7 protein-coding genes are annotated in these 15322 nt (G+C 61.4%); 6 read left to right on the top strand and 1 reads right to left on the bottom strand.

The window, feature by feature from the left end; translation table 11 throughout:
- Window positions 1–2404: 2404 nt before the first annotated feature.
- The 3 genes from HG800_RS25585 to HG800_RS28350 all read left to right on the top strand — a co-directional run bounded on the left by HG800_RS25585 (window position 2405) and on the right by HG800_RS28350 (window position 5463).
- The gene (locus tag HG800_RS25585) at window positions 2405–3142 is read left to right on the top strand and encodes a sugar transferase (protein ID WP_206352463.1); all 738 of its coding nucleotides are present in this window, start codon (window positions 2405–2407) and stop codon (window positions 3140–3142) included.
- A gap of 76 nt (window positions 3143–3218) precedes the next feature.
- Entirely contained in the window at window positions 3219–4037 is an 819-nt protein-coding gene (locus tag HG800_RS25580) for an exosortase-associated EpsI family protein (protein ID WP_315852110.1), read from the top strand.
- A gap of 712 nt (window positions 4038–4749) precedes the next feature.
- Window positions 4750–5463, top strand: a complete 714-nt coding sequence (locus tag HG800_RS28350) for a PEP-CTERM sorting domain-containing protein (protein ID WP_169980991.1) — start codon at window positions 4750–4752, stop codon at window positions 5461–5463.
- Between the two features lie 482 nt (window positions 5464–5945).
- On the opposite strand, the gene HG800_RS28345 is transcribed toward HG800_RS28350, so the two are convergent.
- Window positions 5946–10322, bottom strand: coding sequence for a tetratricopeptide repeat protein (locus HG800_RS28345; protein WP_169980989.1), 4377 nt, complete (start codon window positions 10320–10322; stop codon window positions 5946–5948).
- A gap of 338 nt (window positions 10323–10660) precedes the next feature.
- On the opposite strand from HG800_RS28345, the gene HG800_RS25565 reads away from it, so the two are divergent.
- The 3 genes from HG800_RS25565 to HG800_RS25555 all read left to right on the top strand — a co-directional run bounded on the left by HG800_RS25565 (window position 10661) and on the right by HG800_RS25555 (window position 15019).
- Window positions 10661–13045, top strand: a complete 2385-nt coding sequence (locus HG800_RS25565) for an exopolysaccharide transport family protein (protein WP_169980987.1) — start codon at window positions 10661–10663, stop codon at window positions 13043–13045.
- A 170-nt stretch (window positions 13046–13215) separates the two neighbouring features.
- The gene (locus tag HG800_RS25560; protein WP_169980985.1) at window positions 13216–14157 is read left to right on the top strand and encodes an exosortase/archaeosortase family protein; all 942 of its coding nucleotides are present in this window, start codon (window positions 13216–13218) and stop codon (window positions 14155–14157) included.
- A gap of 37 nt (window positions 14158–14194) precedes the next feature.
- Window positions 14195–15019, top strand: a complete 825-nt coding sequence (locus HG800_RS25555; RefSeq protein ID WP_169980983.1) for a WecB/TagA/CpsF family glycosyltransferase — start codon at window positions 14195–14197, stop codon at window positions 15017–15019.
- The last annotated feature ends 303 nt before the right edge of the window (window positions 15020–15322 follow it).

The following is a 15322-nucleotide window of genomic DNA, read 5'->3' as shown; positions in this document are numbered from 1 at the left end:
GGAACCATTGTCCTTGTGCGTATCGGCTTGCAATTCCCATCGACTCCAATGTTCCCGGGAATCAAGGCAAACGGTTCGCCTCGATTCCTTGATCCGCAAGTTGGATCAAGCACCTTGGTTCAATCATTCTTCAGGGAAGCTGGGCTCTTTTGTGAACTTGGCAACGTGTATGGCAGGGTTCCTTGATTTCGTAAGCCCTGTCGTTTTCTGGGTTGCTTCTTGTTCAAGGTTCCAAGGTTTTCAGTGTTCCCTGGTCATGACACTCTCTCGGTCATCAAGTTGCTCAAGAAACCTGAAATCCCTTGATGGCTAATGTCCCAAGGTTGTCATGGTTTCTCGAACCATTGAAAGCCAAGGACCAATTCACCAAGTCATCAAGGTTCTCAGGATCCCTGGGAGCCAAGGTATCTCAACAACGCAGTTACAATGATCGCTAAAACACCTTGAATCCAAGGGAAGTTGTCACTCTGAGGTCCTTGGTCTCAATAAAGCCAAGGTTACTGGGAATCCCTGGTAAAAACGAATCATTGATAACAAGAAAGCAAGAACCCTTAGAGTTCAACGGAGTTGGGATTCCTTGGTCAATTGGCTTCTTGGTGTTTTGAGCATCATGGTTTGCCATCTGCGTGGCAAACCTGGAAATTCAATGAGCCAGGTTTTCAAGGCGCCTTGGTTTCAAGGCGCCAAGACTGGCAAAAGGGACTGAGTGACCCTGGTCAGTCATTGATCAAGGGATCAAGGAGACACGTTGCCAGGGTGTCAAGGGATCGAGTGACCCTGGATTCCTGGTCTGTTGTTGGGCCGATTCGGTTGTGAAACCGAGGCCGAACCATCAGTTATCGGCGGCAATCGCAGGGCAGGGGAGTGGGCCCCCAAGTTCGGATCCAACGGACATCGAGCGGAAATTCGATCAGATATAAGGTCATTGAAGCACGGAGGTGGAACAGCAAGGGCAGGGGGGGATCGGTCAGGGCGTCCCGGAGATCCATCCCCGAGGTTCACCAGGAACTCGGCTCAACGAGAGCGCCGCGAATCTCCTTGGCGGTCCAATGGTCAGGGTTGGTTGGACGAAGGGAGGTCGGCCTTGCTATGGAAATCGTGGACCGGGTTGCTGGTCACGTCCCGCTCCAACAGGTTCGTCGCGGTGTTGACCCCAACGCTGGAGCGACGTCGGGATCCTTTGAAGTCGGGCAAGACCAGAGACTTTGAGCCATCCCTCGACGATCCTGATCAGGTCGTTGCCGGTCCGGACCCGATCGGAACGCGCGGCCCTGGTCGCAGACTAAGCGGAACACGGTCAGGGCCACCGGCGAGGCTTGCCGTGTTGAGCGTTCTGCTCGTCCCCCGTTGTTTTCCCTCAGTATCTTCGGACACTTTATCCATTCATCCATGAGTGCAAATTGTGTCTTGGGGGAGTTGTTTTGGGAATCGAAAGGGGATGCCGCGTCCGGTCTTTCGGGTCGTGGCCTTAGTGTCTGATAATGAGATTTATGCTCAAAGTTGTGCATTTGAAACGATTGTGGCGGAGGTGCGCTGCCGTTCCCATCCCGGGTTGCCTTGCCTGAACGTGCCCTTTCTTGGTGGTTGGGTTGTGTCTGCGATCATCACCTGCTGGAAACGGCAATGGGGGTCGTCGCGTAACGATGCTCGATTGCGGAGAACCTCGTCGCTTCGGCGCGGAACTCCTGGGCCTGGTTGCTGCGGTTTGAGGGACGCCGAGGTGCTGTCACGGAGAGGATTCGCTGTGCTTTTGGTGTGCAGTGGTGCAATTGAGATGGGCAGATCGGAACGCTTGGTCGCCTTCGGCAGGAGCCCATTCATGGTGCAGCATTGACCCTCATGGGTTTTTCAATCACCAAAAACCGGAGAACGGGTGTCACGAACGCGGGACTACTGTCTATCAGAAGGGAGGCCACCACGTGGCACATTGCTTCGACACGGATGTTGAGGATTCAAACCTTCAGTGCTGGTCGAGGAGTCAGATGGTGTTCCAAAGCCTTGGACGAACAACTCTGGCATGGCGAGTGCTGAATTCTGGTCACCGGCAATTTTGGGTTCTGGAAGCCGATGAACGATGCTGCGGCAGTTCATTGTTTCTTCACGACGCCACAGCATGTTGTCTTGAAGCGACATGGGAGAGGTGGTGCAACGCTGCTAGTTGACGATGCCTGAACGCGTTGCTATGCTGCCGTCACGGTTATCCTCGGAACGCCTCAGTTCGGGTATTTTCTGATCGCATGATTATCAGCACACGTTTTTAGCTTGCAGCGATCTCTCAACCGATCACCTCTCCTCCTGACTTCAAGCGTTCTTCTGACCGGCAATGAAGCCATCTTCAGCCTGCGGTCATGAGAACCTCCTGCTGAATCTCACTCCTGAGCACTCACCCTGGAGATACCGCCCAATGAGCACTACGACGACCCAATCCGTACTCTTATCCGAGCAGATCGCCCGGATGGTTGGGGGAGGGACGTCTACGGATCAGGCGTTGGTGTTGCCAGGCCCTTCGCTCGCCGTAGCCCCGACGACGATCGCCTCACGCTTCAAGCGGGCCATCGACTTTTCGGCCTCGGCCCTCGGGCTGGTGCTGCTGGCACCGCTGATGCTGGTGATTGCCGCGGCAGTGCGGCTGAGCTCTCCTGGACCGGTCTTCTTTCGTCAGCTTCGTCTCGGTCGCGGCGGTGAACCCTTCTACGTTCTGAAGTTCCGCACCATGGTTGCCGATGCCGAGCGTCGGCTCAGCGACCTTGAATCGCACAATGAGGCGGCCGGTGGCGTGCTGTTCAAGATTCGGCGCGATCCGAGAGTCACTCCATTGGGTCGCTTCTTGAGGCGTTCGAGTCTCGATGAGCTGCCGCAACTGATTAATGTGCTCCGCGGTGAAATGAGTCTGGTCGGTCCTCGTCCGTTACAGCTTCGCGACTCGTACCGGCTCGAAGCCCTCGATTCTGAAGCGTTCAACCGTCGTTTGAGTGTGATGCCTGGGATCACTGGCCCCTGGCAAATTGGTGGCCGTAGCGATGGGACCGAGGGGATGGTTCACCAGGATCTCGACTACATCGCGAACTGGTCCCTCTCGGCTGATCTGAAAATTCTCATCCTGACGATCCCTGCGGTTCTGTGTGCTCGTGGTGCCTGCTGAGGCATTGAATTGAGCTGACACGAGCTTCACCCACCCGTGCGATCTTCGGATTCACTCTGCTCGGTTCTTGTCTTGCATGGCCCAACATAACCTCCGGAGGAGATGTTTCGTGCCTGATCAGCCCCAGCTTGACCAGCCTACCTCGGTTGCGCGTCGCTCCCTTGGGCCGTCTCCCTGGATCTGGATGATCGTGGGTTGTGTGCTGGTGGCAGCGTCGGGCGTGGTGCGGATCCGCCAGGAACAACTGTTTGCCGATGCCTCGCTGAGCGTCAAACAGTCTCCGTTTCCTCTGCGAGACCTTCCCACATCACTGGGAGGGCACTGGGAGATGATCAAGGAAGAAGAACTGGAAGCCGAGACGCAACAGATTGCTGGATGCTCGGATTATATGTACCGCTTTTATGCGAACAACCACACGGGAGTGACGCTCAAGGTGCTGGTTGCATTTGGGCCAGCCACCCAGGTCTTTCCTCACTCGCCAGACATTTGCTTCCCTGCTCAGGGGTATCAGGCCACCGGAAAAACACGGCGGGTCAACGTGCCAGTGAAAACCGCCGGAGCGACCAGTTCCCCCGAGGACGAGTCCGAGGTGTCAACGACCGTTCCTTTCCGGGCAATGATTTTCACTCGTCCCGAAGCGGGACGGGAAGAGTATATCGAATCTTACTTTTCGTTCTGGCACGATGGGCGCTGGGATCCTGATGCCAACGAAACGAAGCGCAAGTTCCAGCACCGGCCAGCGATGTTCAAGATACAGGTCGATCGTGGAATCAGTTCCAGGGAACGAGACGTTGCCCAAAGTGCGAGCGAGGAGTTTGTGACAGCCCTCGTCACCGAACTCAACCAACGCATCGACGATTGGATCAAGAATCCCAACCTTCAAGTGAGTGAGTGACCAGGAACTGGCAACAGAGTACCCCATGCAGAACCTCGGGACGGACTTACGAACCAGGCGATCGACTTCTAACCACACCGTGCAGGTGAGGCACAGAGAGCATTCGCGCTGTCCTGTCTCGACGCAACTCCCCCCGTTGCGGCATCAACTCGTATTCAACCAGCCTCGCCACTGCAGAACACAGCATGCCCAGTCCACCAATCAGCAGCACGACAACCGCAACTGGTGCCAGGTAGATGGCAAGAAGCGTTACGACCACCCGGCGCAGCGGATCCCTGCTCCGCGGGACGTCGTCTTCAATGCCTCGAATCTCACCCGTGGTCATGGATCCGACTCCTCATGCTCGAATCATGGGGTCAGTCCTGACCCCTCTCTGACCATAGGACACAAATGGACCCGTGTTGCGGAAACGCAACATGATGCCATGCGAGTCAGGCAAAGGTGGTCCCCGTATTTCACGAATTCTACGTCAAGAAGACACCAAAGTCATGGCCATTCCTCTCCAAAATCGTGTGTTATGGCGTTTTTCAGCATAAAAAAACGGAAATGGATTCCGCTGACGCGGGTCGACACCCGGACAGCGGGTTATGGCTTCGGTCGCACCGTTGATCTTTCAGCAATCACTCGGCAAGATCGTAGTCGAGCGACGGTATCACTGTGGGAACGATGCCCGTAGTGGGAATCGAGCAGTGGTCACCGAATTGACACCAGGGTGTTTCCCTTTCCCTTCGAGGTCATCAACATTATGACGAAACGATTTACCTTCCTGGCCGCGCTCGCGCTGGTGGCCTCGTTTGCCTCCAGTGCAATGGCTCAGGGCACCGCAACCATTGGGTTTGCGGGCTTCTCGCAGTCGGCTGGCATCAACACGATCAATTACACGCGGTCTGTAGGTGCCAATCCGCTGCCGGCCTACCTCACGGCCACGACGCAGGTGACGTTCACCATCAACGATCCGGTCTTCATGATCGATCCGTTGGGCCCGACGAGCTACACGGGTGCAACCTTCATGCTGTCGGCCGAATCCAGCACGGCGGCCACGGCTTCTGGTCAGGAAGGTTTCTTCGGAACCTTCTCCATCATGGGTTCGGGTGGCGAAAACCTCCTGAGCGGCACCTTCGACTCGGCCTTGCTGCAGCAGGTGGGCTCGGGCCGTGCGGCCTTCAACACCGGCTCCGTCGACTTCACGTCGGACATCTTCATCCCGGGCCTGTTCAGGGAAGAGTTCATCTTCAGCATCATTGGTGGCTTCACCAATCTGGTCGTCACCAACGGCGCGTACCAGGACTTCACGGCCAGCCGACTCTCGGGCGACTTCTCCGCGATCCCCGAGCCGGCCACCTTGGCCATGGCTGGTCTGGGCATCTTCGCCCTGCCGCTGGCCGTTCGGGCCGCTCGTCGTCGCCGCTCGGTTGACGCCAACTGATCAGAGCTCGACCTGAGCTGAGTCACGCTCAACGCAACACCTCAACGCCGCGCCGGCCTTTTGGCTGGTGCGGCGTTTTTTGTTGTCCCTACGCTGTCCCTGTCCGAGTGATCGGCCCGCTTGCTGCACGCGGAGGGACCATGGGGGGAGCGCCCGTCTGAGGATTTCTACCCCTGGTTGCCTCTTCCCATCACGAAGGCTTCGCCGCCGGTTGGTCTTGAGGTCAGGGCCGGGAAGATTCGACCGTGGGGCCGAGTCTTACCAGAGCAACCGTGATCCGTCACAAACACACCACCTTCTCCGAATCTCACTCACTCCTTTTGGATCAAGAGTCGAACAGACTTGATGTTCTTCAGTGAGACTTTGGGGTGGGTGACATCTGAATCGCTTGCGCGAAACGAACGAACCCCTCCTCCGAGGATGAGTCGAAGGAGGGGTATTCGAAGCTCGGTTGAACTCAAGCCCGCCTCGACCAATGCGGCTCAGCGGGCGAGGATGGCTTGCAGATCGTCCTGATGCCACTGGTCGATCGAGTTGGGATCCAGGCCGAGGGTGCGGGCCTGGGCAAGATGGGTGCGGAAGAGCTCGTCTCGGCCAGATTTCAAGGAAGCAAGGGCCAGGTAATAATGCCGGGCCGCAGTGGGCTCGATCGCAAGAGCCTGTTCGAGTGCCTGGATCGCCTCGTCGAAGCGCTCCTGACGAATCAAGATCACCCCTCGGGCGCCGAGAACGGCAGGAACCGGCCCGACCCGGCTCTCCATCCGAGCAATCTCCGCCAGGCCTTGCTCCGGCTGTTCGAGCCCTTCCGAGAGGACGAGGCCAAGGTTGTACAGCGCCAGCAGATCGCCGGGCCGTCGCTCCAGAATCGCGCGGTAAAGCTCGGCTTCCTTCTGATACTCTCCCGCATGATGGCAGAGGATGGCCGAGGCCGTCAGCAGGTCCGGGTCTCCTGGTCGCTTCTCGAGCATTGTGGCGATGATCGGCCGAGCGCGGTCAACCTGCGTGATGCGCTGATCGATGGGGGCGGCCTGAACCGCCTGAAGCACGGCCTCCGTCACGCCGACCCGGGCGGTCTGGTCGGTCAGATCGAGATCCGGAACAGCCAGGGCACATTGCTCCAGAGCCTCTTCAGATCGGCCACGGATCGCCAGCACCAGGCCGGAAACCCACTGGGAACCCGGGGTAACCTTCGCCAGGTCCTGGGCAATCTGATCGGCTGCTTCAATGGCCTCAGGAGTGCCGACGGTCAGCAGTTGCAACGCCGCGGCCCGGGCGAACAGATCGCCGCCGGGTGAGGTCAATCGATTATTGACCTGCTCGACCAGATCGCTCGGGTTGCCGGCGTTGGCCCGGATCAGCTGATCGGATCGGAGGTCGGCCACCTCCGGATCGCCCGGGCGGAGCAATTCCAGGCGGCTGAGCTGCGAACCGGCCTCGGCCAGGCGACCGGCCCGGAGCAAGGCCCGAACGTGGAGCACGATCGCCTCGGCGGGGGCGGTCGGCGAGTCGGCCGAGATTTCGGTGATCTGGGCCGCGCGGTCGGCATCTCCCAGGTCGATCAGCAGCCGGGCAAGCTGGTTGCGGGCCTGGACCGCCCGGCCATCCATCAGCGGCAGGTCGGCCATCAAGTTTTCGAACACCGGAATCGCCTCGCGGCGTTGTTCGGGATTCGGTGCCCGAGACTGAACCACGCCGATCGCCAGCCGACGCTCGGGAATCATCGGGCCGTTGCTGGCCAGATCCCGCGCCCGCTGCCAGGTTTCCGGATCGCCAGAGGCGCGCTCAGACAGCACCATTGCCAGTTGCAAGGCCGCGCCGGCGGCGACGCTCGGGTTCTCCATCAGGCGTTCGAGCAGCGGTTCGGCCCGATCGGGTCGGCCGGTCTGCTGGTAGAACGAGGCGGCGCCGATCATCAGGTCCGGGTTGACGATCTCGTTGTCCAGGGCGGCTTCCATGATCTGATCGGCTGCCTCGATATCTCCGATAGTCCAGCGGAGCCGGGCTTCCAGCAACTCCGACGGGATCCCGGTTGAGCTTTTGAGGGCGCGATCGATGGTCCGCTCCAGAGTGGCCTGATCGCGGCCAAGGCGGACCTGGATGGTGATCAATTCGAACCACGGCGCCGCGTTCGTGGGGGTCGACTGATCCTCGGCCTGCTGATCGAGCAACTGTTCCAGCTCATCATACTGGCCTTCAAGCAACATCGCCCGAGCGAGCAAGGCATTGGCGACGGCTAAAGCTTCCGGATCTTCCACCGCCGACTCCCGCAGCCGTTGGGCCTCGTTCCTCCCCGCTCCGACGGCCAGCAAGGCCTGAGCCGAGACGAGCCCGATCCCGGCGGAGGAGCCCGACCCCGACCCGTTCCTGAGCTGTTTCAGCTCGTCGACGCGGCCGAGCTTCACCAATTGATCGGCCAGACGAAGCAAAGCTTCCCGGTCTCCCAGGTTCCATGCGGTTCGGTAGGCATCGGCCGCGGCCTGAGGATTCTCGCTCACTTCCTGGATTCGCCCGTTGAGCATGTGAGCCGAGGCCAGTCCTGGAGCTTCCTTGAGAACGGACTCGATGAGTTTGACGCTTCGGCCCAGTGCTGCGGTTTCGCCGCGTTCGGCCTGGTGCAGCAAGATCGACGCTTCGGCCATCTGAGCGGAGATGGCATCCTCGGCCTTGGATCGCTTGAGGCGATCAAGGTAAAGGTCCGCCTCGGGAATCCGGTTCGCCAGCAAGGCGATCTCGATCAGCTCCAGGAGTGGCTCGGGAGCGGCGGGGGCCAGCTTGCTCCAGGAGAGGAAGGCGTTGCGGGCTCCGTCATAATCCCCCTGGGCCATCCGGAGGCGGCCTAGGGCCTGGACGAGTTCTCGTTGCGCGTCGGAGCCAAGCTGTTCGATCCCATCAACCAGGCGTTTCTGGGCCTCTCGCCCTCGACCCAGGTCGACCAGCAGGCGGGCCATGGTCAAGCGGAGTGTCGGCCCGTCGCCGGCTTCCTTCAGCCCCTCTTCGAGCAGTGCAAGGGCTGCTTCGGGGTCTCCCGATCGCTTCAGCAATTCGGCCCGGGCGGCCCAGAGGCGGGGGTTGGTCGGCCAGGTCTCCAGAGCCTTCTTGAGCCGATCGTCAGCCTGACCGGGCTGGTTGGCCAGAAGATCCCGGTCGGCTCGCATCAATTCCAGTTCAAGGCGCTGGAGGCTTTCAAGAGGCAGGACGTTTTCCGGCATCTCCTGCAGCCGTTCCGCATCCTGATCGAACGCCGCCCAGGACCGGGTCCTCGGAGGCCGTTTCGACTGCTCGCTGAGCCGGAGCCGAAGGAGGGTCACGAGCAAGGCGGGATCATCGCCAAAGGTGGTCCGGGCTGTCCGAAGCCGTTCGATGGCTTCGCCCGTTTTGTCCAGACTTTCCAGAAGGTTGGCATGGTTGATGACCATCTCCAGCGACGAGTCGGAATCGGCCTCCTCCAGATCCTGGAAAAGCGTTTCGGCGTCCTCGCGACGGCCGACCAGCACATAGCAAGCGGCCAGAGACTGGGTTGCCTTGTTCTGGACCAGCAGCGGGTTGCCTCCTCGCGCTCGCAGACCTTCGAGAGTCGTGATCGCGTTCTGCACTTTTCCGCGAGCCATCAAGTCGAGGGCCTGGAGCAACTGGTAGCGGGGGTCGCTTTCGTTGCCGCCAGTGAGACGCTTGAACTGGTCGATCAGTTGCCTGTCCCCCTCGCTCCCCCCCGTCTTGAGTGAGACATAGGCGTTCCACCAGGTCAGATCGGCGTCGTTGCCGCCGGCGATTTTCAGGGCCTCGTCCCACAGCCTCATGGCTTCGGCGGGCCGATTTTCGTAGTGCTCGATCAGACCGCCGAGCATGGCGACGCGCTGGGAATTCTCGCGGCGGTACTCGTCGGGGATGCTCTTGAAGACGTCCCTGGCGGTTGTCGTGTCACCCTGTTCGAGGCTGTGTTCAACGACGGTGATCAGCACCTTCGGATCGCGAGGGGCCTGTTTCTGGGCGTCTGCCAGAGCTTTGCTGGCCTGTTCGATGTCATCCGACTCTCGGAAGAAGAAATAGCGAACGAGCAAGGCCTCGGCGGAATCGGGAAGGAGCCCGGCGAGCTCCGTCAGGACCCGATCAGCCTCCTCGGGTTCCTCGCGCTCATCCCGATAAAGCCGCGCCCACCGCCAGGCGACCTCCAGAATGTCCCGGGTCAATTTTTCGTCATCCGGGGCGTTTGCCAGGGCCTCGGGATAGAGGTTCCAGGCGTTTCGGTAGGCCTCGAGGGCGTCCTGAATGTCCCCTCGACCCTCATGGGCTTTGCCCAGCAGCGCCTGCGTGCGCGGATCCTCCTGGTCGAGTGCCTGGGCCAGCTCGATCGCCGCGGGATAGCGTCCTTGAGCCACCCCTTGCTCGGCCAACCCGACCTGCTGGTAATCGGTCTGGTACGCGTCACTCAAGCGGATGTAGAGATCGGCCAGGCGGAAGCGGACCTCGTCGAGGTCCTCCTTCGGCAGATTCGAGAAGCGCACGAGAATCCGCTGGTGAATCTGGGCAACACGCTCCTCGTACGGCCCGACGACTCCGGTGGCACGATCGGCCATCAATTCGGCCTGAAGTAACGCCATCTCCGGATCGTCGGGGTTCCGTTCCAGATAGGAGTTGAGGTGCCGTAGCGCCTGATCGGATCGAAGGGCCGCCCGACGAAGATTCGTCTCAGCCGTTTCCTCGTCCTTGGCCTCTCGGCTTTCTTTAAGCAAGTTCTCGCTCTCGGCGATCAGCGACTGGATTTGCCGGGCCGCTTCGTTGCCAAGCCGAGCAGGCCGGGTGAGCTGCAAGGTCAGCAGCACGCCCCCCACAACCACGGACAGGACAACAAGGGAGATCACGGCGCGCCGATTCAGCCGCCACTTCTTCGGAGGATTCGTCTCAGCCACGTGCAGAACCGGGGTGGAGGATTTCGAAGGACTCGACGCACAACGCTCACAAAAGACGATTCGTTGGAAATCAATCAAATGATACGGTCGGAGTTGTCTGGTGTGTCAACGCTCCTCGGATTCCGTCGAAGGTTCCCACCATGCCGACCGTCACGAAATTTCAATTTGACCGTCTTCGAGGCAGGGGGATAGACTGACCAGAGCCCCGCTCTCATTCATATGATTGGCCCGACTCTGCCGACCGTCTCGGCACCATCGATCGATCGTCCCGCCCCAGGTAACACACCGCGATGGATACAGCCGACACGCCCCGCCCTCGTCACGAACTCGCCCGTTTCACCGAGTTGCCGCCGGCGCTTCGTACCCCGCTGCCGCCGGTCTCGCCGGCCTCTCCGGCCAGCAGCGGCGGTCTTCCGATCAGCCCCCGGCTCGTCCTCCGCGGCCTGGCCCGCCACTGGTGGCAGGCCCTGTTGCTCTGGATCGTCGGATCGGCCGCATTGGCATCATTGGTCTATCTGAAGTATGAGCCGACCTACCGCGCGTCGAGCCAGGTCCTGGTCAACCCCGACAATTCCAATCCTTATGCAAATCAGGATGTCACTGCCCGCGGTCTTGCCGATCCCCGGATGCAGACCCATCTGCAACTGGTCAACAGCCCAAGAGTTTTGAGTCAGGTTCTTCTTGACAGTCAGATCGTGTCGTTCGACTGGATTCGCCAGGCGGAAAGCCCCGAATCCGCTTTGAACGAAGTGATTTCGGTGACCCCTGGTAAAAGCTCTGCGCTGCTGTTCGAAGTCGCGGCTGAGACACCGGGGAAAGAAGAAGCTCCAAAAATCGTCAACGCGGTCGTCCAGGCGTTTCTGGCACTGGACGATGATCTCGCCAATGAACGGGCCAAAGGGGCCATTGAAGCTCTGGAAGAACATCGAGCCGATTTGACCAAAACAATCGACGATCTTGAAAACGAAGTGATGCAGCTTGCCAAGGAATCCGATCTCCCCTCGGTTTTGCGTAACTTCAAAGATACCAGAGTCCTGCCCGACGTGGACACCGATCCCCAGGCCCAGAGCGAATCGGACGGGAAGATTACCGTCGAGGTGAGCGAGTACAAGAGACTCCACCAGGAACTGCTCAATCTGGAATATGCCGAGATCGAGGCGCGTTCCGAACTGGAGGCCGTTCGACGCCAGGCGGCCACGGCCAACCCCCGGTCCCGGATCGAAGACCGGGTGGAACAGGCCTTCCTCTCCAACGAGACCGTCCGGGCACTGCGAGACGCCCTCCGAGATCTCGACGTCCAGTACGACGAGGCCCGCCGCCGGATCCGCAATCCGGGCGACCCTGCCCTGACCCGCCTCCAGGCAGACCGCCAGCGGCTGATGGAGCGTTACAATCAGCTCTGGGACGACCTTGAGCCCACCCTCCGCGCCCAGCTCTCCATGGACGAGAACGACCCCACCGTCCTCGTCCGCCAGGCCGAGCAAAACTTGAACAACCTGGGATTGCAACGCAAGCTGATCCAGGAAAAGCTCGACCGCGTCAAATTCGAGGAGCAGAGTCAGGGGGAAAAAGCCCTTGAGATGAACTTCTTGCTTATCGAGCTGGCTCAGCAGCGTAAGATGCAGGAAACCGTGGATCGTCGTCTTGAAGCCTTGAAATTCGACTCTGAGAACGGTCGCTTCGCTCAGAACAAGCCAGGGGAAGACATCAAGGCAACCAAAACCTTCACCGTGGTCAATCCTGCCCAAAAGGCCGAGCTTCAGGTCAACAAGCGCGACAAGCTCATGGCCATCACTCCCATGGCGATGCTCGGCCTGGTGCTGGGCCTGGTGACCCTGGTCGAGATGAGGGGCGGACGGGTCAGCGGGCCCGATGACCTCTCCGGCCGGTTCGGGGCCGATGTCTTCTCGGTGCCGCCCCTGCCCACGGTGCGATCCGATGCCCAGGGACGCCTGGAAGCCCCCGGACGCGATCCGAAGTTCGAGCAGTTCGTCCAGCAGCTTGACCACGTCCGGGTTGCCCTCTGCGGCGAAGGGGGACACGACGGCCGGGGCCGCTGCGTCCTGATCACCAGCGCCGTCGGTGGTGAAGGCAAGACCACCCTGGCCGCTCAGCTCGCCGTCCGGTGTGCCGAGGCCGGGGCCTCGACCGTCCTGATCGACGCCGACCTCCGCCGGGCGACCCTCGGCCGCCTCTTCGAGGTGCCCGACTGCCCCGGCCTCAGCGACGTTCTTCGCGGTGATGCCACGCTCGAAGACGCCCTGGTGCCGATCAACCAGGTCGGCGGCTGCCAGCTCTTGCCCGCCGGATCGCCCGAGGCCAACCCGAACCGCATCCTGCGGGGCAAGAATTTCGCCCCGATGCTCGAACGGCTGCGACGGACCTTCGACGTGGTGATCATCGACACCTCGCCGGTCCTCCCCGTCCCCGACGCCCTGATCCTCGGCCGCCTGGCTGACGGAGCCGTCATCGCCACCCGACACGACCAGAGCCGTTTCCCGGCCGTCGAGCGGGCCAACAACCTGCTGACCGGCGCCGGTATCCCGGTCCTCGGCGTGGTGGTCAACGGTGCCCGGCCCTCCGGTTCTCGCGTGACGGGAGGCGACTACTACGCGGCCTACATGTCGCGAAACGACCGTGTTCCGGGAGACTCCGGCAACTCCCCGGTCGTCTGATCGCTCGATCCTGAGACCAGGGGCGGGGCGATCATGACGTGTGATCCCCCGCTCAAGACTGCTCGACTCGTCGAGGGCCGATCGCGGCTTCGGCGGCTCTTTGATCCCCCTCCCTTGTGTCCTTTGATTCTCGATTCCTTGTCGATCGTGCCTGTGGAGCGACCCGAATCATGAGCCAACCGACTGACTCCCGGCCCGAAGGCGGGCCGGCACCCGCGGCCCTTGCGACCCATCTGGTCGCGGTTGCCGCCGTGCTGTCGGTCCTGGTCTGGGCCTATTTCCCCCAGCTTGCCAGTCTGGTCGAAACCTGGGAAAACGACCCGAACTACTCGCACGGATACCTGGTCATCCCCGTCTGTGGCTTCATGTTCTGGTGGCTCTGGCCCCGAGGGGCCGAGGTCGACCGACTCCGCCCGTCCGTCTGGGGGTGGGTCTTGTTGGTCGGCGTTGTGGGAGCCCGATACGCCGCCTTGCAATACGGCAAGTTCTGGATCGAGGGCTTCACCCTCGTCCCGACAGTCGCCGCGTTGGTGCTGGCCTATGGCGGCTGGCCCCTGTTGAAGCGGACCTGGCCGGCCGTGGCCTTCTTGGTCTTCATGTACCCGATCCCCCCGGCCCTGAACAGCAACGTCTCGCTTCCGCTGCAACGGATGGCCTGTCTCAGCAGTGCCGGGTTGTTACGGTTGCTGGGCCTGTGGGTCATGGATGAGGGGAACATCCTGATCGTCGGAGGAGAGACTCTGGAGGTGGCCGCCGCCTGCAACGGCCTGGCCATGCTCATGAGCCTCGCGGCCACGATCACGGCGACGATTATCCTTGTGCCGATGGCCAACTGGAAGCGGGTGATCCTGCTGCTGAGCGTCGTGCCGATCGCGTTGCTGTGCAACATCTTACGGATCTCGGGCACGGCCTGGGCCTACCACCTGCTCGGCTCGACCCAGGGGGAGAAGATCGCCCACGACGTTGCCGGATGGCTGATGATGCCTCTGGCCCTTGTCCTGGTCCTGATCGAGCTGGCCTGGCTCTCGTGGCTGGTCACCGAGGAAGAGGAAGCCAAGCCGATCTCGCCGACCCTGCTGACGACGGCTTCCCTGGCTCGTCCGCCTCGGTAAGCCCGTTGATCCGCCTGTTCAAAAGCCTGAGAAGCCCATGCGACCCTCGCCGACCCGCGTCTGGGGCCTGCCGCTCGTACCCCTTTCCCGTTCCGAGGCCGCCGAGGCGGTTGCGGCGCTGATCGACGCCAACCAGCCGGCCTACTTCATCACGGCCAATGCCCACTACGCGATGGTCTCGCACGGCGACCCGAGCTTGCGAGCCATCAATGAGGACGCCGCCTTTCTTCTGGCCGACGGCGCCCCGTTGGTCTGGGCCTCCCGGTGGCGCCGCGCTCCCCTTCCCGAGCGGGTTGCCGGTTCCGACCTGATCTACGACCTTTGCGCCCAGGCCGCCGCCCGAGGGGACCGCGTCTTCTTCCTCGGCGGGCCTCCCGGAGTGGCCCAGATCGCGGCCGATCGCCTCCAGGAACGCAACCCCGGCCTGATCGTCGCCGGGGTCGCCTGCCCCCCGTTCCGCCCCTTGAGCGATTCGGAACAGGCCGACTTGATCGCCCAGATCCGGGACGCAAGGCCCGCCCTGCTTTTCGTCGCTTTCGGCCAGCCGAAGGGAGAGCGCTGGATCCGCCAGCACCTTGAGGAATTGGGCGTTCCGGCCTGCGTGCAGGTGGGGGCGTCGTTTGAGTTCGTGGCCGGCTGTGTTCGCCGGGCTCCCCGTTGGGTCCAGCGGATCGGCATGGAGTGGGCCTGGCGGATCGGCACCGATCCGGTGCGGCTTGGCCCTCGGTACGCCCGCAACGCAGCCTTTCTGCTGCGGATGGTCCTGAGCGATCTCCGCCGCGGCCCCGGCCCCGAACCGGTATCCAGGGTCCCGAACACCCCCTCTCAGATGGCTGAGGCCGGCTCTACGACCCCGGCCTGACCACCCCTCCGGCCAGTCCCCTCTCCTGACGATCCCAGCAACCTGATCGGACCCCCCCTTTCATGGGGAGAACTCAAGAAAGGGAATTTTCTGCACGCTAGTACTACAGTTGTATTTGAAGTGTAAACGTTCGGCCGAGCCCATGCTTGACAAGGGAGCGATCGATGGCGGTTTGGTCGAGGCGGGGACCGAATGGGATCGCGGCCTCACGAGCCTTCGAGGGGAACGACGTGACGAGGGGGTGACTGGGGCCGCGTTTGACGGACTCAGGACGGATCGCAGCCCGGTTGCCACTGATCGGGC

The organism is Tautonia rosea (assembly GCF_012958305.1).
Classification (GTDB): Bacteria; Planctomycetota; Planctomycetia; order Isosphaerales; family Isosphaeraceae; genus Tautonia; species Tautonia rosea.
The sequence above is the reverse complement of the archived record's forward strand: the minus strand, read 5'-3'. Positions and strand labels throughout refer to the sequence as shown.